Raw genomic sequence first — 20,139 nt, forward strand, 5'->3', positions numbered from 1 at the left:
TGTGCTACAGCTTTAATTCCCATGTCTCCCCGACCAAATCGGCGCAGACCTGCGCCACCAGCGCTTCAAATCGCTGATCCCAGCCGTATTCCCGGGCATACAGCACACCGTGGCGGTGAATCACCCAACCGATGTCACCCGGCTTGGGCTGACGCAGCGTGATGGGGGCGGCTGCTTTTGCGGTGTCAGACATGTTCTTACCTCCTTTCTCGTGCTGTGGTATAATCTGCCTATTCTAAATAGATCATTTTGCGCGTCATGCCGCCGTCGATGACAAGGTTGGCGCCGGTGATGAAATCGTTGGCCGGATCGGTCAGATAGATGCAGGCGTTGGCGATATCTGCCGGTCGCCCGACGCGTCCGGACGGATGCTGAGTATGGTCTTCCTCGCGCAGCTGGCTGTAGTCGCCCGTTTCGATCCAGCCGGGCGAGATCGCATTCACCTGGATTCGATCCGGACCGAGCGAGACGGCGAGAGCATGTGTCAGCGCGAGGATGCCGCCTTTGGATGCAGCGTACGCTTCGGTGTTCGGTTCGGACATCAAAGCGCGTGTCGAGCACATGTTGATGATTTTGCCACCCCCACCCACTTTCATCAGCCTGGCTGCTTCGCGGGCGCAGAGGAACGTGCCGCGCAGGTTGAGGTTGAGAATATCGTCCCACTCCCCCACGCTGAGTTCGTAAGGAGATTTCCAAACGGAGACCCCGGCGTTGTTGATCAGAACATCCAGTCGGCCGAACTGTTCGCGGATTTTCCGAAACATACGTTCGATCTCCTGCGGATCTCGCAGGTCGGTCTGCATCGCGGTGGTCTGTTCCGGCGCAAACGGTTCCTTGTCGGCCGCGATCACCGTGGCACCTTGTGCGGCATACGTCTCGGCGATCGAGCGGCCGATGCCTTGCGCGGCACCGGTGACGAGCACGACGCGGTTGAGTTGAGTTTTCATCGTAGCACTCCTTTGTAGCACACTCATTGGTATTTACGGTACCGAAATCCAATCGGAGAATCAAGTGAAGAGAAGGTGTTCCCCATGAGTCGAAAAGCGATCCATCTGCTGACCACCGAGGTTCTGCAGTCTGCATCCTCCAAATACGGACTTGATCCTGCCCGCCTCGTCGATCTCGGCAGCGGCAATGTCAACACGGTGTATGACTGCCAGGCGGATGGTCAGTCGTGCATCCTCCGTTTGACCCACAACTCGCGCCGAGAGCAGCGCGAGCTGGCGAGCGAAGCCGATTATGTCAATTACCTCGCCCAAAACGGGGCGGCGGTGTCGAGGGTCATCCCGTCAAAGGACGGCAACTTGGCGGAAGCGCTGCCGAACGGCTTTAGCGCCGTGCTGTTCGAAAAAGCGCCTGGGCAGCTGCCGGACGAAGCAGACTGGAACGATGATTTTTATTACCGCTGGGGCAAGCTGACCGGCGCGCTGCATCGGATCAGCCGTTCCTACACGCCCCCGTCAGGCTTGAAACGACATGCCTGGCACGAAGACGGATGGTTTCAGTTCCGAAGCTACATCCCGGCTGACCAGACAACCGTTTTGCAGCAGGCTGATGAGCTGCTGGCCGAACTGAACAGCCTGCCCCGTGATGCGGCAGGATACGGGCTGATACACAACGACCTCCATTCCCGCAACTTCCTGCAGCACGGGGAGCAGTTGACCGCTTTTGACTTTGACGACTGTTGCTACAACTGGTATGTCAACGACATCGCGGTGATCCTCTACCATGCGCTGACCCGCTTTTCCAGACCGCCCCGCAGCGGCGCGGAAGAAAAAGCGTTCGGCGAGCGGTTCATGCAGCAGTTTCTGACCGGGTATCGCACCGAACATGAACTGGATGCGGCGTGGGTGGCGCGACTGCCCCTGTTTCTGAAAATGCGCCGCATGTTGTTATACGTGTTTTATCATCAGGAATTTGATCTGGACAACCTCTCGGCACTGATGTCCGGCCGCATCGCCGACACGCGGCAGGCGATCGAACAAGATACGCCGCTAACCGACATTCGTTTTGCATCTTTGTGATAGAGATGCCGAATAAGCAAAAGACCAGGGAGTTCCTCCCTGGTCTTTTGCATGCTGCTTACTCATCACGCTGCTGCCCGGCGAAGATCATCACGAATTTCAACAGCTGCAGAATCGAAATCAACGCCGCGGCAACATAGGTCAACGCGGCAGCATTCAGCACTTTGTTGACACCGTGCTCTTCGTCATTGCGGATGAACCCTTCCGCCACCATCAGCGCTTTCGCCCGAGAGCTGGCGTTAAACTCCACCGGCAGTGTGATCACCTGAAACGCCACCGCCACGGAAAACAGCACGATGCCAAATCCGGTCAGCCCCGTCGCGCCAAGCAATAGCCCGGCGATCAACAGGTATGGCGCCGCGCCGGAGGCGATGCGCACCACCGGGAAGATGCGGTGGCGGAGCACGAGCATCGGGTAGGACATTTTGTGCTGAATGGCGTGACCGACCTCATGGCAGGCGACCGACAGCGATGCGATCGAGTGGCCGTAATAAACCGGCTCGGATAGGCGGACGATGCGATGGATCGGGTCATAATGGTCGCTGAGCCGCCCCGGCACCGGCTCGACGGGAACGTCGCGCAGTCCCTGACGGTCGAGCAGCGTTCGTGCCGCCTGTTCCCCGGTCATGCCGGACGAAGCCGGGACTTGCTCCCAGCGTTTAAATTTCCCCGAGACTTGAAACTGCGCCCACAAGGACAGCCCGAAGGCGATGAAGATCACAATGTCCAGCGGATGGAAAAACAATCGGAACCCTCCTACAGATCATGATCGCTTCCCCTATGTTGCCCAAAACGCAAGAAAACCGCTCGTGGAAGAACGGATTTCTTGCGTTTTAATTTACGTAATATTTTTTATGTGAACACTATGTGGTGTTATGAGCGTTCATGTGTTGCATTCTTTCTGTCCTTCATAGGCCAGCCAGCGCTCGATGATCGTTCGAATCCGCTTTTGGCGATACAAGAGCAGCCGTTTGATGAACTGGCGGTCGCGCATCTGCAGGTGACCGCGCGGCACGGCGCGCAAGGCTGCATCGATCTCCCACATGCGCAGTTTTTCGATCTTTTGGATCATCGGCTCCAGCCGCTCGTTGTCCGATTGTGCAGCGAGCAGGCCCTGTGGCACGTTGTAAAAGCGCCAGAGCTGCTCCCACAAAGGCGCGTTCCATGCCCCGCGCTTCCATTTGCGCGGCGAGCCGAACAAGGTGTGGCCATGGTCGATCAGGTACCAGTGATACCGTTCACCGGGGGTGTTGCGATACAGGACCAAGTTCTTGCCTTTCGCCCGGTCGATGTTGGCGATCCAGGCGTCGAACACGACCATCTGGGCGAGCAGGTCAAACTGTTCGATATGCTGTTCGGGGGCAGTTTTGACCTCTGCCGCCGCTTCGCGCCACGTGATCACTTCATCCGCCTCGGCCTGTACCGAAACGATCCCTTCCTGCGGGATGCCGCCCGGCCCCCAGACGGTCGCCATCTCCAGTTTGCCGACCGGAAACCCGAGCCGCTTGGCCAGCGCCGCAGCTATGATTTCGTTGGCGATCATCGGACCCGAATAATACCACTGCTCTTTGGTTGCGAACTTAAAATACCCGCGCGTGTTGCGTTCGTCGCGCACCACCCAGACCTGCCCTTGACGCTTCTCTTTCCAAGGGCGTTCCAGAATCCAATGGTGTCTAGGCATTCCTGCTCCCCCTTTCCGCAATCAACGCTTGAAACAGCGCTCCGTACCGGAAAGCGATCTTCGTCCAATCATACTCGCCAGCCAACTTCCGCCCTGCTTCCCTCCGTGCCGCTGTGCGCTCCGGGTCCTGCCACATCGATCGGATCGCGTCGGCGATCGTCTGTGGAGCAACGGCAGGGATCAGCGTTGCGGTCGTTTCATTAACGCTGTGCTGCAGTCCGCCGCTTTGGGTGGAGACGAGCGGAATACCGGCGGCCAGCGCTTCCAAGGCGACCAGGCCGAACGATTCACTGCGGCTTGGCAAGACGAGCGCACCTGCCGTGCGATACGCCCGCTGCACCTCGCGATGCGTGCGCGGCCCCAGCCAGCGCACCGCGCCGGTCACTCCGAGGCGTTCACACAGACTATGCAGGTGCAAGGTATAGCGTTCAGCACCGCCGCCGACCACGGTGAGCCGGACGCGCGGCTCCGTTTGGCGCAGCAGGGCGAGCGCGTGCAGCAGCTCTTCGATCCCCTTGTCCCGCACCAGCCGGCCGACGAACAAAAGCTGATCGAGCGGCGCACGGCGCCTGTCCGTTTCTGGTGGCAGAATGACCCCGTTTGGAATCACCGTCGTCTTCTCGGGACGACCGATTTCTTGCTGCAGCCAGGCGCTGGGCGCGGTGATCCGATCGGCAAACGTGAACAGCAGCTCCTGCCGTTTGGCCATTTTGTCCCGCGCCAAGGACGATCTTTCATGCCGCACAAGCGAATGGCAGCTGTAGACGAGCGGGATGTTCCAGTTTGACTGCAGAAGCAGCGCGAGTTCTTGGCACTGCACGCTGTGCACGTGGAGCAGTTCTGGTGGCGAAGTTCCTTGTTCGCGCAGCCAGTTGAGGATCGGTTCAGGGAAAAAATGCGTTCGCGATGTATAGTTCGAGTGCCGGGGGAAGCGCACTACTTTTAGGTTGTCATGCCGCTTGACCTGGCCAAAGCGCTTATGGCCTTTGGTCAGTACGGTGACTTCATTTGCCGGATCTTGGACCAGCCGCTGCGTCAGCTCTGTGGCGACGATACCCAAGCCGCCGATGATCAGCGGGTGAAATTCGTTGCTCAGTACGAAGATCCGCATCCGCTCACCTCCCTTGAAGTTCACTCCCTCATTCCGGCACCGTCCAATTGTCGGTTGCCTTTCTGTCCGTTTCCTATTATCTTATGGAAAGAGCCGCCATTTCGGGATCACGGAAAGTTGAAATAGGCTTGTCTGCAACTTTTATTCTTGAGCTGCGTACTAGTAGATGGAGTTCGAAAAAGGAGAGGATCTTCAGTTGGGTACTGCAATCTTGTGGCTGCTGGCTGTCATCATCGCTTCGCTGTTTATGCTGGCCGCGATGTTCACCACGCTGGTGCCGGTGTTACCTGGCGGTGCGCTGCTGGTCATTCCCGGCGCGCTGATCTATGGCTGGATGGTTGATTTTGAACCGTTTACCATGGCGTTTTGGATTGGGCAGGCTGTGCTTGTCGTCGTCAACATGCTGTCAGACAACGTGGCGCAGATACTTGGGATCAAGAAGATGGGCGGTTCGAAAGCCGGCATGATCGGCGGCACGATCGGGATGTTTGTCCTGCCGATGCTGATCTCGTTCCTCGGTCCGCTGGCGTTGATCTTTGGCCCGCTGCTGGGCGCGATCATCGGGGCGATGGCCGGCGAAATGTACATGCGCCGGAAGAGCAACGAAGTGGTCAAAGTCGGCTTCGGTTCGGCGCTGAGCTTCCTGGCTGGCACGTTTTTCAAAGTGATTTTGGTCGGCATCCAGATCGCTTGGTTCTACATCGCGATTTTTTAAAAACATCCCGTTTTTACGGTTTGCCCTCCTCGATCTTGGGTATAGTACCAAGAAAAGGAGGGCGTTTCTCTATGGGCATGGGCTTTTGGTCGGAAGCAAAAGAGCATCGGGAAGCAACCGAACACCTTCACGATACCGCCTGGTGGCAGGGCTTGATGAACGACCCCCACTTTGCGAACTCGTTTCAACGAAACTATGATGTGAGGCTCAAACTGAGCAGCACCGCATACATACGCAAGCTGATGAACTCCGAAATGGAGCGCCGGGCCTTTATCGAAGAGGTGCTGCATCCGAACCCCGAACACCTCGCCAACCCTGATCAGGATTGACTTTCCAGCGCCATAGGCACATCGTTTGGGCGTTGTGCGTACTATGTAACACCACTCCCCCATCTCACCATTCGCAGGAGCTCGCTCCTTTAGAAGAAAGGGTGCAAAGCGATGAAAAAAATTCATTTTGTAGGCATTAAAGGGACTGGAATGAGCGCGTTGGCGCAGTTGTACGCTCGGATGGGTTATGAGGTGTCCGGATCGGACAGTCAGGAAGTGTTTTTTACGGACGAACTGCTCTCGAATGCGGGAATCACATATATCGGCTTACCGTCTCCTGAAAAGGTCGACCACGTGGACCTCGTCGTTCACTCTTCTGCTTACAATCATGAGCACATCGAGATCAGACGGGCGCTGGAGCTCGGACTTCCCGTGTACACGTATCCGGAATTGCTCGGTCAGATCACGAAGGAACGGCCGGCCGTGCTGATTTCCGGCACACACGGCAAGACGACCACCACTTCGATGATCGGCGCACTGCTGACACACCACGATCTCGATCCGATGGTGGTGATCGGCAGCAAAAACTACAACATCGGCAGCAATGCGCGCTTTGGCGACGGGATGCTGGTCGCGGAAGCATGTGAGTACAAGCGCAACTTCCTCAACTACAGCCCGAAAATGCTGATCGTCAACAACATCGACTTCGACCACCCGGACTACTTCAAAGATCATGACGATGTGCACCTGGCCTTTCAGCAGATGGTCGACAAACTGCCCGATGACGGTCTACTCATCGCCTGCGGAGATGATAGCCGCTGCCGGATGCTAAAGACGAATGCAAAAGTGCTTTACTTCGGCCTGCAGGCGAACAATGACATCTACGCCACGAACATTGACGAGGCGCGAGGCGTGCTGCGCTTCGAAGTGTGGGCGGGAAGCGAGCCGCTCGGAACGGTGCAATTCCGCTCGCTTGGGCAGCACAATGTACTGAATGCTCTGGCAACGATCGCGCTGGCCCGGCATTTAAACATTCCATTTGCGAAGGTGCAGGCGTCGCTGAAAGATTTCCAAGGCGTCTATCGCCGCTTCGACTATCTCGGCCGGCTCGGGAAGATGGAGCTGTACGATGATTACGCACACCATCCCAACGAGATTCAGACTACGCTGCGCGCAGTGAAGAACTCGTTCCCGGACGATCGCCTGATCACCGTGTTTCAGCCGCACACCTATTCGCGGACGAAAAAGTTTCTGCAGGAGTTTGCCGATTCGCTGACACTGTCCGACGAGGTCCTGCTGGTCAAATTGTTCTCGTCGGCCCGTGAAGCCGATCCTGGCGATCAACTCTCCGAACAGTTGGCCGACGCGATCCGCGAGCGCGGCAAAGCGGTGACATTTGTAGAAGATCTGGATCAAGGCAGCGCCTATTTGCGCCAGTACGCTCAAGACAGGCAAGGCATCGTGCTCACTATGGGCGCAGGCAACGTTCGGGGCATTGGAGAAGACTCGCTTTCCCTGCTCATGGAGTCCAAATCGGAGTAAATCTAGTGAAAGGCCGCCTACGGGCGGCTTTTCTTGTTTTCTATCAGAGGGTACCAGAGGTATTACCCTCCATCTAAAAACGGCGTAGAAAGGAAAATAGAAGGCAGTATTATGTGAACTGCGCAAAAAACAATCACCTTTCGGTGCAAAAAGATCTCAAAAACTATTTTCCTAATATATATGGCGATAATAACCTGTTATCGCTATAATAAGAACATAAAGACTTGACAAGAAAGGAATGGTAGTTATGACAGATGATACGCGCAATCTTCCAGCACTGAGCGGAACGTATGTTCCTAGTGTAGCACAAGAGATGGGGATCTTGCATGATGAGCATCTGATTACCCTCTTCCTCAATCGCCCCCGACCAAAGCAATGGTCGAAAATGACACGCAAGGCTTATCACCGCGATCTGGAAGCGTTTTTGAAATTTATAGATGGCACTCCCCTCGCCCAAGTGACATATGTGCAGTTGGTCGAGTACTGCTACACCCTGCAGCACTATGCGTCTGCCACGCAGCAGCGCATGATCAATGTGATGCGCTCTTTGTTCCTCTTTGCGCATCGTCTCGGGTACCTTCAGAAAAATCCCTCCGTCTTGATCGCCGCCCCCCGGGTGCCGATCCGGGCGACGCACAAACGTTCGCTGTCGGTGGCCGAAGCGCAACAGCTGATCGAAACGGCCAAACGGATCGACCGTGCCTACCTGATCGTCGTGCTGCTGATCACCACCGGCGTCCGAGTCGAGGAACTTTGTCAGGGCAACTGGGGCGATCTGTATGAAGACATGCGGGGCAACATCGGCTGGATGGTGCGCGGGAAAGGCGACAAAGACCGCCCGGTGTTGATCCGTCCTGATGTCTGGGCGCTGTTGCAAGAGTTCCGCTTGAAAAACGGGTTAAGCCCGGAACTCGACCACCGTGATAAAACCCCACTGCTCTTCACCCGCCGCATGACGCGCTACCGCCAGAACGGAGTGCGTGACATCATGTACCGCCTCTCCGATGCGGCCGGCCTCTCCCGGCGGATCTCGCCGCACATTTTACGCCATACCTGTGCCACGTTTTCCCTGGAGGCGGAAGCGCCGCTTTTGCAAGTGCAGCGGCAGATGGGCCATGAGAGTCTGCGGACGACGGAGCGTTATTTGCACGATATTCGCGAGCTTTCGGAAAGCGCCGGCGCGTATATTAACCAAGTCAATATTTAGTAGTCTGTAATTATGTTATGTCAATTAATAAAAGCCCGGCTCGTATAATGAGAGCAAGGTCTTTTATTTGTTAAGCTTTTTAACTTCATTCCAACGTGAACGTAGCAGCGTCCACAACCCCGGATCTTCCACCCCCAAGCGCCACATGGTGATCCCCGCAAGACCATAACGGTCAACCAAGGTGATTTTTTGCGACATGCTGGACGTATTTTCGAACCAGACTTGATGCTCCGCCCCGCTGCCATCGGTGTAGCGGCAGGTCGGCGTTTGGCTTTTGGCGTCGAACTGGACGTTGGTGCGGTATTGACGGGCGCGGTTCAGCGCCCCTTCGAAGGACAGGTATTCGGGCGTTTCGCTGCGCCCTTTCCAGTCATAAGCATACCCGGCGACGCCAAGCAGAAGTTTGTGCGGCGGGACGCCTTTTTCCAGCGCGTGGCGGATGCCATTTTCCGTCCAGCTGATCGAAGACAAAGGTCCCGCCCCTGTGTACATGCGGTGTTCGGTGTTGAGCAGCAGGCAGACGAGGTCGGCCAATTGCCCGGCAAGTTCCAGATCGAGCGCTGCCGTCGGCCGTCCTTCCCCATCGGGAAAGAGCGGGATGTTCACGGCCAGCTTCAGCCCGGATCGGCGGCACATGTCTGCCATTTTGAACAGAAAGACGGTGAAGAGTTCGTGATCGTCTGCGTAGAGATCAAACCAGTCGAGCAGAACGCCGTCGAGCCCGCAGCGGGTATAGGTAGCGAACAGGTTGTTCAGCAGGCGGTCAGGATCGGCCGTCATCACTTGGTGCGCGACCTCTTTGCTGGAAACGGATCCTGTGTAGTAGGAGTTGGTGAGCATCGCCCACACTTGTACGTTGCGCTCGCGGGCGGCCGCCGTCGTCGCTGCGATCACATCGGGTGTCACGAACGACTGCAGCTCCCACGGTTCGGTCGGCGAGGGCTGAAACCAGACGGGGAAAATGCCGCTCAGCCCTTCCGCCCCTACTTTGAGCAGCGCTTTGTCGCTGCCGGGGTAGACGCCTTCCCGTCCGGTGTGCACAGCGAATGCATAGCGCGGGATCCGCGGCCGGAACAGCTTTTGTTTCGGTTCCTGCTTGGGCGGGATCTTCGGGACGTGCAGCAGCGTTCCCGGGATCGGCACGGCATCTTTTTGCAGGCCGTTCAGCCGGGCAATCGTCCCAACGGTCGTGAAATAACGCTTCGCAATCGCAGCCAAAGTATCGCCCGCCTGCACGATCACATACGTCAACTGCTTCTGGGACACATGCCCACCTCCGCTTCCTTTAGATGATCGGCCCCAGTTTGGCCTGGATCACGCCCCAGGCGGCCGGGTCTTCCAGTCCGAGACGCCAAAACAGGATGCCCGCCAGATTGTGCCGGCGCACGAGATCGAGCTTCAGCGCGATGCTGCGCGCGTCTTCATACCAGACTTCGTGCGGCTGCCCTTTTTTGTCAGTATAGGTGAAGAAGGGCACTTTATGAGACGGATGAAACTGTACGACCGCATTTTCACGGCGGCGCAGACTTTCGGCCGCACTGTGCGACAGAGCGCGCGGATTGGGCTGCCCCACCGTCCAGTCGTAGCCGTAACTGCCGATGCCGAGCAAGATTTTCTCCGGGGCAACACCTTCGTTCAGGGCGGCTTGGATCGTGCCCGCCACCCAAGGAAGCCCGGCGACGGGACCCGGTACCGCTTGGGTCGGCCTGAATTGGTCATAGGTCATGATCCCGAGGTGATCGACCGACTCAGCCACCCCCGGATAGTCGAAGTCGAGTGAGTATGGCGTTTTGGCCACATCGCCCAGCACGTCGACCGTCAACGTGTAATTTTGAGCGCGGGCCCGATTGGACAGGTCGCGCACAAAGTCGGTGTAGAGGTGTTTATCACCCGGTCTCAGGTGTTCAAAATCGAGGTTGATGCCGTCAAAACCGTATTCTTTGAGCAAGGCGAACAAATGGTTATAAAATGGCATCCGGTGCGCCCGCAACACGCTGTGCAAGGCATCGTTGCCGGAGATGTTCGGATGTTTGTCGGTGTTGTGGATCGAAGCGAGCACTTTCACACCCCGCTGATGCGCGTCGCGAATCGTCTCTTTGATCAGCTGCGGCGAGACGCGCGCTTTGATCTGCCCTGACCGGCTGCGGTCGATGTCAAAGTAGTACGGCGCGATCGCGCTCAATTTACCCGCCTGACGTTCCAGCGTTCCTTGGCTGCCCGGCATCGTCACGCCCATCGGGCCGGTATAAAAGCCGAGCACATAGTGCGCGCGGCGGCGATGCTTGAAGTGCGGCGCTTCCTGGATGACTTTGACGAGGTCGCCTTCGGTGACCTCGCGGACGCCGCGGTTCAGTTGTAGCAACTCCTCGATGCTGACTTCATAGCGTGTTGCGAGATCTCCCCATGTCTCTCCAGCTTTGACGATCGCATAGGTGATCTTGGACCCCTCCATGTTGCCTTGCCCCCATTTCCTTCTCGTAAAATCGCACGGATTCCAGCTGTCGACCTATCTTATGCAGGCGTTTGCCTTGGTGACATAAGACATGTTATGGAAAGAAAAAAGGCACCCCGCTCAGTCGGAGTGCCTTTGATGGATCAGTTGACCGCCCCGGTAGACGGCGCTGACGTTCAGTTGTCGGTCGAGCAGCAGAAAGTCGGCATCAAAGCCTGATGCCAAACGCCCTTTGCGCTCCCCTGCCCCGATGACACGGGCCGGAGTTTCGGAGGCCATTTTCACCGCATCGGGCAGCGGGACACCGCAGAGGTTGACCATGTTTTGTACCGCTTTCTCCAGCGTCAAGGTGCTCCCGGCCAAGGTGCCGTCTTCGAGGCGCGCTTCGCCATTTTGCATCACCACGTTCAGCCCGCCGAGGTCGTAGGAGCCGTCCTCCATGCCGACGGCGCGCATCCCGTCTGAGACGAGCACGAGGCCGTCACTGTGCTTCAAGCGATAGAGTATGCTCATCGCCACCGGATGGACGTGGATGCCGTCGGCGATCAGTTCGGCAGTCAGCTCGTCGTGGTACATCGCCGCACCGACGACGCCCGGCTCCCGGTGGTGCAGCGGGCGCATCGCGTTGTAGCAGTGCGTGACATGCCCGAGGCCGTGTGGGATCGCAGCTTTGACCTGCTCGTAAGTGGCGTCAGAATGTCCGACGGAGACATTGACACCTTGGCTGGTCAGGTATGCGATGACAGCGGAGGCGTTGGGGGTCTCCGGGGCCATGGTGACCAGTTTGACGAGACCTTCTCCCGATTGCAGGAGCGCCTGAGCCTCCTCCAAGGTCGGGCCGATGACGTGACTGCCGTTTTGCGCGCCTTTGTGCTTGGGGTTGATCCACGGACCTTCGAGGTGCACGCCGAGCAGTTCGGCCCCGCCAACTGCGCTCTGGGCTGCCTGTTTGCAGGCGGTGAGAACAGCGTGCAACTGTTCGATCCCGGCTGTCAGCGTAGTGGCGAGGAACGAGGTGACACCGTATGCGGAAAGCGACTTCGCGATGTCGTGCACGGCGGCCGTGGTGCCGTCCATCACGTCAGATCCGTTGGCCCCGTGGACGTGGATGTCCACATAGCCGGGCACGATGTAGCCGGAACTGTGCGTCAGATCGGGGCGTTCCCCGCGCGATGGGCCGGCATACGTGATTTTGCCTTCCTCGCAGATGAGAACTCCGGGGTCGAGCACCGCGCCGTCGTAAACCAATTTGCCTTGCAGTATGAATTTGCTCACTTCGCCACCTCCTTGTTTTGCCGGAACGCGGCGGGAAGTTCGGCCGCAGCGGCGTCATCCAGCACGAACACGCAGTTGGGATGCAGTTTCAGCACCGAGGCAGGATGCGCTTCGCTCACGTCGCCGCAGACTGCGCGACAGACCGCTGAACTTTTGTCGGCGCCGGCGGCGAGCAGCAGGACGCGGCGTGCGTTCATGATGCTTTTCAGTCCCATCGTGATCGCGTAGGTCGGCACTTCTTCTTGCTGTGAGAAAAAGCGGGCATTCGCTTGACGCGTGCTGTCCGACAGTGTGACGCGGTGGGTCAGCCGGCCGAACGCTTCCCCCGGTTCGTTAAATCCGATATGTCCGTTGCGGCCGATGCCGAGCACTTGGATGTCGATCCCGCCGTGTTCGGCGATCTGCCGTTCGTAGTCTGCACAGTGGGCGGCCACATCTTGGGGCAGCCCAAGCGGAATGTGGGTCCTGTCTGTGAAGATGTCGATGTGGCGAAACAGCTTTGCTTCCATAAAAGTACGATAACTTTGCTCGATGCCTTCGATCACCAGCCCGCGCAGTTGAGCCGGCAAGCCCGTCATTCCTTCACGCCGCCCAAGGTCAAGCCGCGGATGAAGTAGCGCTGGAAGGCGATAAACACGATGATCATCGGCACCGCCGCCACCGCTGCGCCGCTCATCAGCAGCTTAAAGATCGCCAGGTTCTGATCCTGCAGCGTCTTCAGCCCGACCGGCAGCGTATAAAGGTCGGCATTATCGAGCACGATGATCGGCCACAAAAACGAGTTCCACACGCTCATAAACGTAAAAATCCCCAAGGTCGCCAACGCCGGTTTGGCCAGCGGCACGACGATCTTCCAGAACGTCTTCCACTCCGAAGCGCCGTCGATGCGCGCCGCCTCAATCAGCTCCGTCGGGATCGACAGCATGTACTGGCGCATCAGGAACACCCCGAACACCATCGACAAGTCGGGCAGGATCAACGCCCAGTGCGTGTTCATCAAGTTGAGTTTCCCTACCATCATAAACAGCGGCACCAAGGTGATCTGCCCCGGAATCATCATCGTGGCGATGATCAGCCAGAAGATGAAATTCCGGCCCGGAAACCGCTTTTTCGCCAACACATACCCGGCCATCGTATCGAGCAGCAAAATGCCCAGCGTCACCACGATCGCAATGTACGCCGAGTTGAAGAACCAACGCCAGATGTTCGTCCCCGCAAACAATGTCTTGAATCCGGAGAACGTGTCCTCGACGATCATGTCCATCCGCTCGCGGTAATGCTCCGCCTGTGCCACATCTCCGGCAGCTTCCGCATCGCGCGCCTTGCCCCACTCTTCAAAATACTTCGGTATCCCCATCGGATACAGCTTCGGCGGCTCCGACTCGACGTACGAGATCACTTGTCCCGTCGTTTCATCATGGTATTCGGAAAGCTGCAGCGCGGTCGTGAATACCCAGTACAGCGGAAGCAAGGAGATGATCGCCCAGACCACCAAGACGGTGTAGGTGATGAAATTTGAAGATGCGCGTCTCAATTCCATGGTATTCCCCTCCTACTCTTCCCCTTTGCGGTACATGATGCGGTATTGCACGACCCCAAAGATCAGCGTGATGATAAACAGCACAACCGCCTGCGCAGATGCCAAACCAAACTCCAGATCGCGGAACGCCGTCTTGTAGATCAGATGCACGATCGTCTCTGTCGCATCGCCGGGCCCGCCGCCCGTCATCAGGATGACCTGGATGAACACTTGAAACGAGCCGATCAGCGACAGCATCATCAGGTACAGCGTGGTCGGTTTGAGCAGCGGCACCGTGATCCGCCACCAGCGCTGGAACGCGTTGGCGCCGTCGATCTTCGCCGACTCATAGAGCGTCTCCGGGATCGAACCCATCGCCGCCAGATACATGATGACCCCCACGCCCGGCGGGATCAGCACGCTCATGATGATCAGCGCCCACAGCGCCGTATCCGACTGGTTCAGCCAGTCTTGGGGCGGAATCCCCAAGAAGTCCAGAAAGTAGTTGAACAGACCAAACCGATAGTTATAGACCCAGCGCCAGACCATCGCGATGATGACCATCGAGGTGACAGTTGGCAGATAGAACGCGCCGCGGAAGAAACTCTGCGACCATTTGCCGAGCGGATAGATCAGCGTCGCGAGTCCGAGGGCCAGAAAAATCGTAACCGGCACCGTAAAGACCGTATATTTTAGCGTATTGAGCAGCGCGACATGGAACGTCGAGCTGGTAAAGGTTGTCATAAAATTTTTAAATCCAACCCATTCGCTTCCCGAGTATCCATACTCCTGAAAGGCGATGAGAAAAGCCCAGAACACGGGGATCAGGATAAACAGAACGAACAGAATTAACTTTGGCAGTAAAAACAGGTAGGCGGCCCGCTGTTTCCACATCTCTTTCAGCAGCCCATTGGAGGCCTTCACATCGATTCCCCCCGATGTTCAGAATTTTAGTGTGAGGGGGACCCCGGCAAGCAGGGTCCCCCTCAGCGTACAGGCGTGTGAGAAATTACTTCAGCAGCCCGTCAACTTTGGATTTTGCTTCTTTCATCGCTGCCTCAGGCGTTTTCTCGCCGTTGAGCACGAGTTGCAGCTGCTGCTGGATCGCTTCGTCGATCTTCTTCCAGTTCTCGTGGCGCGGAACCATCACAGCGTACTCGGTCAGCTTTTGTGCTTGCTGCATTTGTACGTTCTCTGCAAACGGGTCTTGCTCCATCGCCGACAAGCGGGAGGGGAAGGTGCCGTAGCTTTTCGCGGACAGCACTTGGTTCTCGGTGGAGGTCAGCTCTTTCAACAGGTCGGCCAGCACTTTCTTCTTGCCTTCTTCTTCCTGATGGAACATCGTCCAGCCGCCCACGCCGCCGATGGTGACCGGCTTGCCATCCTTGCTCGGGTAGGAAGCGACCATGAAGTTCATCTTCGCGCCTTGCGCAGCGGAGATCGCCCAGGTCGCCCATGGCTCAACAGCAACCGTTTTGCCGTTCGCAAACGCTTTCCAGGTGCCGCCGACATCGCCGGAGCCCATCTCTTTCGGAGCGACTTTCGCGGACGTCTTCAAGTCGGCCAGATCTTTCATCGCCGACAGCGCTTCCGGAGCGTCGAACGTGAACTTCGAAGCGTCGTCGCTGAGCGGACGGCCACCGTTCATGTACAAGAACGGCCAAGCTTCGTAGTAGCCGTTTTTGATGTAGGTCGAGAAGCCGTAGACGTCGGTGGTGCCGTCTCCGTTTTTGTCGTAGGTCAGCTTCTTCATCTTCTCGGTGAACTCATCCCACGTCCAAAGGCCGTCTTTCGGCGGCTCGACGTTGCGCTCTCTGAAGATGTCGAGGTTGAGCAGCAGAGAGTGCACCGTCATCGCCGCCGGCACGCCGTACATCTTGCCGTCTGTGGTGTACGCTTCCAATGCGTTCGGGTAGAAGTCTTTCTTCTCTTCCGCCGTGAAGTAGGCATCGAGCGGCTCGACCGCTTTTTGCTTGATGAACATCGGGTTAACGCCGTTGCCGGAGATGTCGACCGGTGCGATGTCCGGCAGTTTTTTGCCGGCGAGAGATACGCCGAGCTTGTCGTTCAGCTCCGCCCACGGAACCTGCACGATCTCCACGTCTACGCCTTGGTGGCTCTTTTCGAAGTCGGCCGCCACCTTTTCCAGCCAGTGATATTTGTTTTCTTTGTCATCCTTCCAGCGCGGACCGTCCCAGATCGTGATCTTGCCGGTCCAGTTGGCCGTTTCTTCTTTTTTCTCTTCGCTGCTGCAGCCGACCAGTGCGGTACCCAGCAAAGAGACGGCTGTGACGACCGCCACAGTCTTGAACGTTTTCATCTTCAAATTGCCCCCTTAACGAGTCATGAATGATCGATGATTTATGAATATAAAAAGTTGGAAGAACTGGCGGAACGGAACGCTTCCGCCTCTCCTTCCCATTTTTCATACAGCGAGGTGATGTCCTGTCCGCTGTCGATCGCCGCACGCAGTTCGGAAGTGCCGCACAACAGGTCGATAAAATGGCGGCCGCGCACAGGGTCGGTCCAACGAAGATCGTCCGGGTAGAGCTCTTTGATCACTTCCAGCAGATGCACCGCCGTGCGCACCGGCCGGAATTGCTCGCGGTCGGTGACGTGCACCTGAGCCCCGCGGCACACTTCGTCTTTGTACTTGGAGAACGTCGGCACGAACGAAACTTCGCGCAGGCGCACCCCCGGCAGCCCCTTCTCGTGGAAGCGGCCGATCAGCACGGACGGCTCGATCCACGGCGCGCCGAAATACTCAAACGGCCGCGTCGTGCCCCGCCCTTCGGTGACGTTGGTGCCTTCGAAAAGCGTCATGCCCGGATAGACGATCGCCGTCGACAATGACGGCATGTTCGGCGAGGTCGGTACCCAGTCCCGCCCGGTCTGATCGAACCATAGCGAACGCTGCCAGCCCACCATTGGCACGATGATCAGACAGACGGAAAGCTGCGCCTGCTTGGCGATCCACAGCGACAACTCGCCGATCGTCATGCCGTAGCGGATCGGGATCGGGTAGCGTCCGACATAGGAGACATGCTCCGGGGTCAGGACCGGCCCTTCGACCAGGCGGCCCCCGACCGGATTCGGCCGGTCAAGCACAAACACCGGCAAGCCGGCTTCTGCTGCCGCTTCCAGCATGTAGCCGAGCGCAGATATGTAAGTATAGAAGCGCGCTCCGACATCTTGAAAGTCGATCAGGAGCAGGTCGAGTCCGTTCAGCATCTTCGCGGTCGGCTTCTCCCGCGTGCCGTACAGCGAGAAGATCGGCACTTTGTAGCGCGGGTGAATCTCATCGACGATCTGCTCCCCCGCCTGCGCCACGCCGTACAAGCCGTGCTCCGGCGTGAACAGCGCTTTCAGCTGCAGGTCGGGATGTGTCGCCACGAGGTCGATCGACGTGACAAACTGGCTGTCGACGGCGGGCAGGTGGCTGAGCAAGCCGACCTTGGACCCTCGAAACTGATCCAGATATTCTTCAAAAAATCCTTCGATCCCGATGCGTATCATGAACGTGCCTCCTCCCCCCATACGACCTTGCCCAGCACGACCGGGCGCGTTGCCCCGGTCGCCGAGGGGAGATTGTTCGGCCGATGGTGATAACACTCATATCCCAAGACTGCAAAACAGACCGCTTCTTTTGCGTCGCCCGGTATCCCGGTCGCTTCCTGCTGTTGTACCTTCAGCCCGGGCAGCTGCGCCCGAATGCTGTCCATCAATACCGGGTTGTAGGCGCCACCGCCACCGACAAACAGTTCCGCCACCTCATGCTCGGGCAGCACGAACGCTTTCACGGCGTCGGCGAACGTCCGGGCGGTATATTCGGTCGCCGTCCGCACCAGATCCTCCGGCCTCAGTCCGGCTTCCTGCCCCTCCTGCCACCACGCTTCGACGCATTGCGCGCCAAACAGCTCGCGCCCCGTCGATTTTGGCGGCCGGGCTGCAAAATACGGCACTGCCAGCTGTTTGGCGAGAAACGCTTCGTCGACGCTGCCCCTCCCGGCCAGCCGGCCGTCGCGGTCATAGCGCTCCGCACCGCCGGTGATCTTCTGCACCAGTCCGTCGATGATCATGTTGCCGGGGCCGGTGTCAAAGCCGAGCGGACCGGTCGCGCCGCCAGCGGGCAGCAAGGTCAGGTTGGCGATACCGCCGATGTTGGCAGCGATCCGCCCGCGGTCGGGCGAGGTGAACAGCAATTTGTCGACAAACGGCACCAAAGGCGCCCCTTGTCCGCCAGCCGCCATATCGGCGACGCGGAAGTCGGAGATCGTCGTGATCCCCGTCTTTTCGGCGATCACCGACGCTTCGCCGATCTGCAGGGTCGAGGTGATCTCATACCCGGCGACAGGCACCGGCACCGGGCTGTGGTAGATCGTCTGCCCATGCGAAGCGATCAGCGTGACATCTTGCGGCGCGATCCCAGCGCGGCGCAGGGCGAGCAGCGTCGCATCGGCAAACACATGGCCGAGCAAAACGTTCATCGTGCTGAGTTCCGGCACCGTCGCCTGCTCAGGATCGAACAGCCGGAAGATGCGCTTGCGCACTTCATCCGCAAAAGGCACCGTTTCAAAATGCACCACCTGTACCGCCAGCTCCGGAGGCGCGCCTGCGATCTCCACAACCGCGACGTCAATGCCGTCCACCGAGGTGCCGGACATCAGACCGACACAGATCAGATTCTCAAATGCGGTCATCGCCCTTCCCCCCGGCTGTGTGCTCGATGCCCGCGGGCGGCCGCGCCCGGGATGGTCACCGGCAGCCGTCCTTGCAGTTCGCGCTTGCCAAAGACTGCTTCGACGGCGATCTCCAAGGCGGCCGGCGTAAATTCGTACGCCGCGATGTGCGTCGCCACCTCCGGGAACACCGCCAGATCATACGGCGTGCGCATCGAGATCACGACCAGCGGGAGGCCCGATCCGTTCAAGCGGTTGACCAGCTCGGCCTGCCCCGGCGCCAGGTGCGCGTTCATCGTCCCGATGATCACCGCCGCACAGCCTGTCAGTTGGCCCAGCACCTGTTCGATGTCGCTTGCGGTCGGCGGATTGTTCACTTCCAGGCAGCGCGTGTTCCCATGCGCCGCTTCTACCGCCCGTTGCAGCGGGTTGATCAGATAGCGCTCGTCTTCCACCAGCGAGGTCATCGTGTTCGTCAAACAGACCACCGCGATCGTCTGGTCGGTGCTGACAGTGAGCGGGAGCAGCCCCGCCTCGTTTTTCGTCAGCGTCACACGGGCCAGGCGTTCATGCTCCGCTCCCCCGACGAGCGCGTCCGGCTCTGGGTCTTGCTGAGCAAAATACGGTGTGATCTCGTCCCAGCTCAAGTACTTCTGCTTCAGCTTGCGAATGCGACCGTACGCTTCTTCAAGGCGTTCCAGCGGCGTGTCGCCCGCTTCGAGCCCGGCTGCCAGCCGTTCGATCGCGCCGAGCTGCCACTCGCAGGTGTGCGAGATGAACAACAGGTCGATGCCCGCTTGAAAGGCGCGGTACGTGCCTTCCACCGTGCCCGGGCTGTCGGCGATCGCCTTCATCTCCATGCAGTCGGTGGTGATCACGCCTTCGAATCCGAGCTCATCGCGCAGCAGATCGGTAACGACGCGGCGGGACAATGTCGCCGGAAGCGACCGATCTGGCTCGATCTCCGGGAAGCAGACATGCGCGATCATCATCGAATCGACGCCTTCTGCAATCGCTTTCACAAAAGGCACCAGCTCCACCTGTTCCAAGCGTTCACGGCGATGCGGAATCATCGGCAAGGTCAGATGCGAGTCCTTGCTGGTGTCCCCGTGCCCCGGGAAGTGCTTGCCGCAGGTGGCCACGCCAGCCTCCTGAAAGCCGTGGATCGCCGCCGCGGCGCATGCGGCGACAAACTGCGGGTCTTCCCCGTACGAGCGCACCCCGATCACCGGGTTGTGCGGATTGTTGTTCACATCGAGCACCGGCGCCAGGTTGTAATTGATCCCGAGCGCCTTCAATTCGCGCCCGGTCGCTTCTGCCGTCGCCTTGACGAGGCTGGTGTCCCCGGCAGCGCCGAGCGCCATGTTGCCCGGCAGCAGCGTCGTGCCGGCGCCGAGTCGGCGCACGATGCCGTTCTCCTGGTCGATCGAGATCAGGAGCGGCAGTTCATGACCGGCCTCATAGGCGATCTTTTGCAACGCGACCGTCAGGCGGAGCACCTCTTTCGGCTCCGCGATGTTGCGGGCGAACAAGATGACCCCTCCGACATGATGGTCGCGGATCAGCGTGGTGATCTCCGGCGTCGGGTCTGTACCGTGAAACCCGAACATCATCGTCTGCCCGATCTTCTGGCGCAGCGTTCGTTCTTTTGCAGCCACACGTCTC

20 protein-coding genes are annotated in these 20,139 nt (G+C 58.5%); 5 read left to right on the forward strand and 15 right to left on the reverse strand.

Annotation, left to right across the window (positions count from 1 at the left end):
- Positions 1-4 precede the first annotated feature (4 nt).
- Positions 5-193 (reverse strand): hypothetical protein, encoded by a 189-nt coding sequence (locus EV586_RS02090; protein WP_207893840.1) that lies wholly within the window; start codon positions 191-193, stop codon positions 5-7.
- Positions 194-230: 37 nt separating this feature from the next.
- Positions 231-947, reverse strand: coding sequence for an SDR family NAD(P)-dependent oxidoreductase (locus tag EV586_RS02095; RefSeq protein ID WP_132943411.1), 717 nt, complete (start codon positions 945-947; stop codon positions 231-233).
- Positions 948-1,031: 84 nt separating this feature from the next.
- Here EV586_RS02095 and EV586_RS02100 point away from each other — a divergent pair, with 84 nt between their 5' ends.
- Positions 1,032-2,024: a phosphotransferase enzyme family protein gene (locus tag EV586_RS02100; protein ID WP_132943412.1), complete on the forward strand. Its 993-nt coding sequence runs from the start codon at positions 1,032-1,034 to the stop codon at positions 2,022-2,024.
- 58 nt (positions 2,025-2,082) lie between these two features.
- Here EV586_RS02100 and EV586_RS02105 read toward each other — a convergent pair whose 3' ends face one another.
- The 3 genes from EV586_RS02105 to EV586_RS02115 form a co-directional block, all read right to left on the reverse strand.
- On the reverse strand, positions 2,083-2,769 hold the full coding sequence (locus tag EV586_RS02105; protein WP_132943413.1) for a zinc metallopeptidase: 687 nt from the start codon (positions 2,767-2,769) through the stop codon (positions 2,083-2,085).
- 138 nt (positions 2,770-2,907) lie between these two features.
- A complete protein-coding gene (locus EV586_RS02110) occupies positions 2,908-3,705 on the reverse strand; it encodes a HipA family kinase (protein ID WP_132943414.1) in 798 nt (265 codons plus the stop codon).
- A complete protein-coding gene (locus EV586_RS02115) occupies positions 3,698-4,816 on the reverse strand; it encodes a glycosyltransferase family 4 protein (RefSeq protein WP_132943415.1) in 1,119 nt (372 codons plus the stop codon). The genes EV586_RS02110 and EV586_RS02115 overlap by 8 nt, the downstream gene beginning before the upstream one ends.
- A 196-nt stretch (positions 4,817-5,012) precedes the next feature.
- Between EV586_RS02115 and EV586_RS02120 the strand changes: the two genes are divergently transcribed.
- From EV586_RS02120 to EV586_RS02135, 4 genes are all read left to right on the forward strand, one after another.
- Positions 5,013-5,531: a DUF456 domain-containing protein gene (locus EV586_RS02120; protein ID WP_165898164.1), complete on the forward strand. Its 519-nt coding sequence runs from the start codon at positions 5,013-5,015 to the stop codon at positions 5,529-5,531.
- Between the two features lie 71 nt (positions 5,532-5,602).
- Positions 5,603-5,860: a hypothetical protein gene (locus EV586_RS02125; protein ID WP_132943417.1), complete on the forward strand. Its 258-nt coding sequence runs from the start codon at positions 5,603-5,605 to the stop codon at positions 5,858-5,860.
- A 111-nt stretch (positions 5,861-5,971) separates the two neighbouring features.
- The gene (gene murC, locus EV586_RS02130) at positions 5,972-7,342 is read left to right on the forward strand and encodes a UDP-N-acetylmuramate--L-alanine ligase (RefSeq protein ID WP_132943418.1); all 1,371 of its coding nucleotides are present in this window, start codon (positions 5,972-5,974) and stop codon (positions 7,340-7,342) included.
- A 313-nt stretch (positions 7,343-7,655) separates the two neighbouring features.
- Positions 7,656-8,549: a tyrosine-type recombinase/integrase gene (locus EV586_RS02135; protein WP_279388263.1), complete on the forward strand. Its 894-nt coding sequence runs from the start codon at positions 7,656-7,658 to the stop codon at positions 8,547-8,549.
- Between the two features lie 63 nt (positions 8,550-8,612).
- Here EV586_RS02135 and EV586_RS02140 read toward each other — a convergent pair whose 3' ends face one another.
- The 10 genes from EV586_RS02140 to nagZ form a co-directional block, all read right to left on the reverse strand.
- Positions 8,613-9,815, reverse strand: a complete 1,203-nt coding sequence (locus tag EV586_RS02140; protein ID WP_132943420.1) for a LysM peptidoglycan-binding domain-containing protein — start codon at positions 9,813-9,815, stop codon at positions 8,613-8,615.
- A gap of 19 nt (positions 9,816-9,834) precedes the next feature.
- Entirely contained in the window at positions 9,835-11,001 is a 1,167-nt protein-coding gene (locus EV586_RS02145; protein ID WP_132943421.1) for a glycosyl hydrolase family 18 protein, read from the reverse strand.
- Between the two features lie 120 nt (positions 11,002-11,121).
- Positions 11,122-12,276 (reverse strand): N-acetylglucosamine-6-phosphate deacetylase, encoded by a 1,155-nt coding sequence (gene nagA / locus EV586_RS02150; RefSeq protein WP_132943422.1) that lies wholly within the window; start codon positions 12,274-12,276, stop codon positions 11,122-11,124.
- Complete coding sequence (locus EV586_RS02155) at positions 12,273-12,854, reverse strand: glucosamine-6-phosphate deaminase (RefSeq protein ID WP_132943423.1); 582 nt, start codon at positions 12,852-12,854, stop codon at positions 12,273-12,275. The genes nagA and EV586_RS02155 overlap by 4 nt, the downstream gene beginning before the upstream one ends.
- A complete protein-coding gene (locus EV586_RS02160) occupies positions 12,851-13,816 on the reverse strand; it encodes a carbohydrate ABC transporter permease (RefSeq protein ID WP_132943424.1) in 966 nt (321 codons plus the stop codon). The genes EV586_RS02155 and EV586_RS02160 overlap by 4 nt, the downstream gene beginning before the upstream one ends.
- 12 nt (positions 13,817-13,828) lie before the next feature.
- Positions 13,829-14,719, reverse strand: a complete 891-nt coding sequence (locus tag EV586_RS02165) for a carbohydrate ABC transporter permease (protein WP_243652895.1) — start codon at positions 14,717-14,719, stop codon at positions 13,829-13,831.
- Positions 14,720-14,804: 85 nt separating this feature from the next.
- Positions 14,805-16,115, reverse strand: a complete 1,311-nt coding sequence (locus EV586_RS02170) for a sugar ABC transporter substrate-binding protein (RefSeq protein ID WP_132943425.1) — start codon at positions 16,113-16,115, stop codon at positions 14,805-14,807.
- 41 nt (positions 16,116-16,156) lie between these two features.
- Positions 16,157-17,311: an exo-beta-N-acetylmuramidase NamZ family protein gene (locus tag EV586_RS02175; protein ID WP_165898166.1), complete on the reverse strand. Its 1,155-nt coding sequence runs from the start codon at positions 17,309-17,311 to the stop codon at positions 16,157-16,159.
- Positions 17,308-18,495 carry an anhydro-N-acetylmuramic acid kinase gene (locus tag EV586_RS02180; protein ID WP_132943427.1) on the reverse strand — a complete coding sequence of 396 codons (1,188 nt, stop codon included), beginning with the start codon at positions 18,493-18,495 and terminating at the stop codon, positions 17,308-17,310. The genes EV586_RS02175 and EV586_RS02180 overlap by 4 nt, the downstream gene beginning before the upstream one ends.
- Positions 18,492-20,132, reverse strand: a complete 1,641-nt coding sequence (gene nagZ / locus EV586_RS02185) for a beta-N-acetylhexosaminidase (RefSeq protein ID WP_243652896.1) — start codon at positions 20,130-20,132, stop codon at positions 18,492-18,494. The genes EV586_RS02180 and nagZ overlap by 4 nt, the downstream gene beginning before the upstream one ends.
- Positions 20,133-20,139: the final 7 nt, after the last annotated feature.

It is taken from the genome of Tumebacillus sp. BK434 (assembly GCF_004340785.1).
Lineage (GTDB): Bacteria > Bacillota > Bacilli > Tumebacillales > Tumebacillaceae > Tumebacillus_A.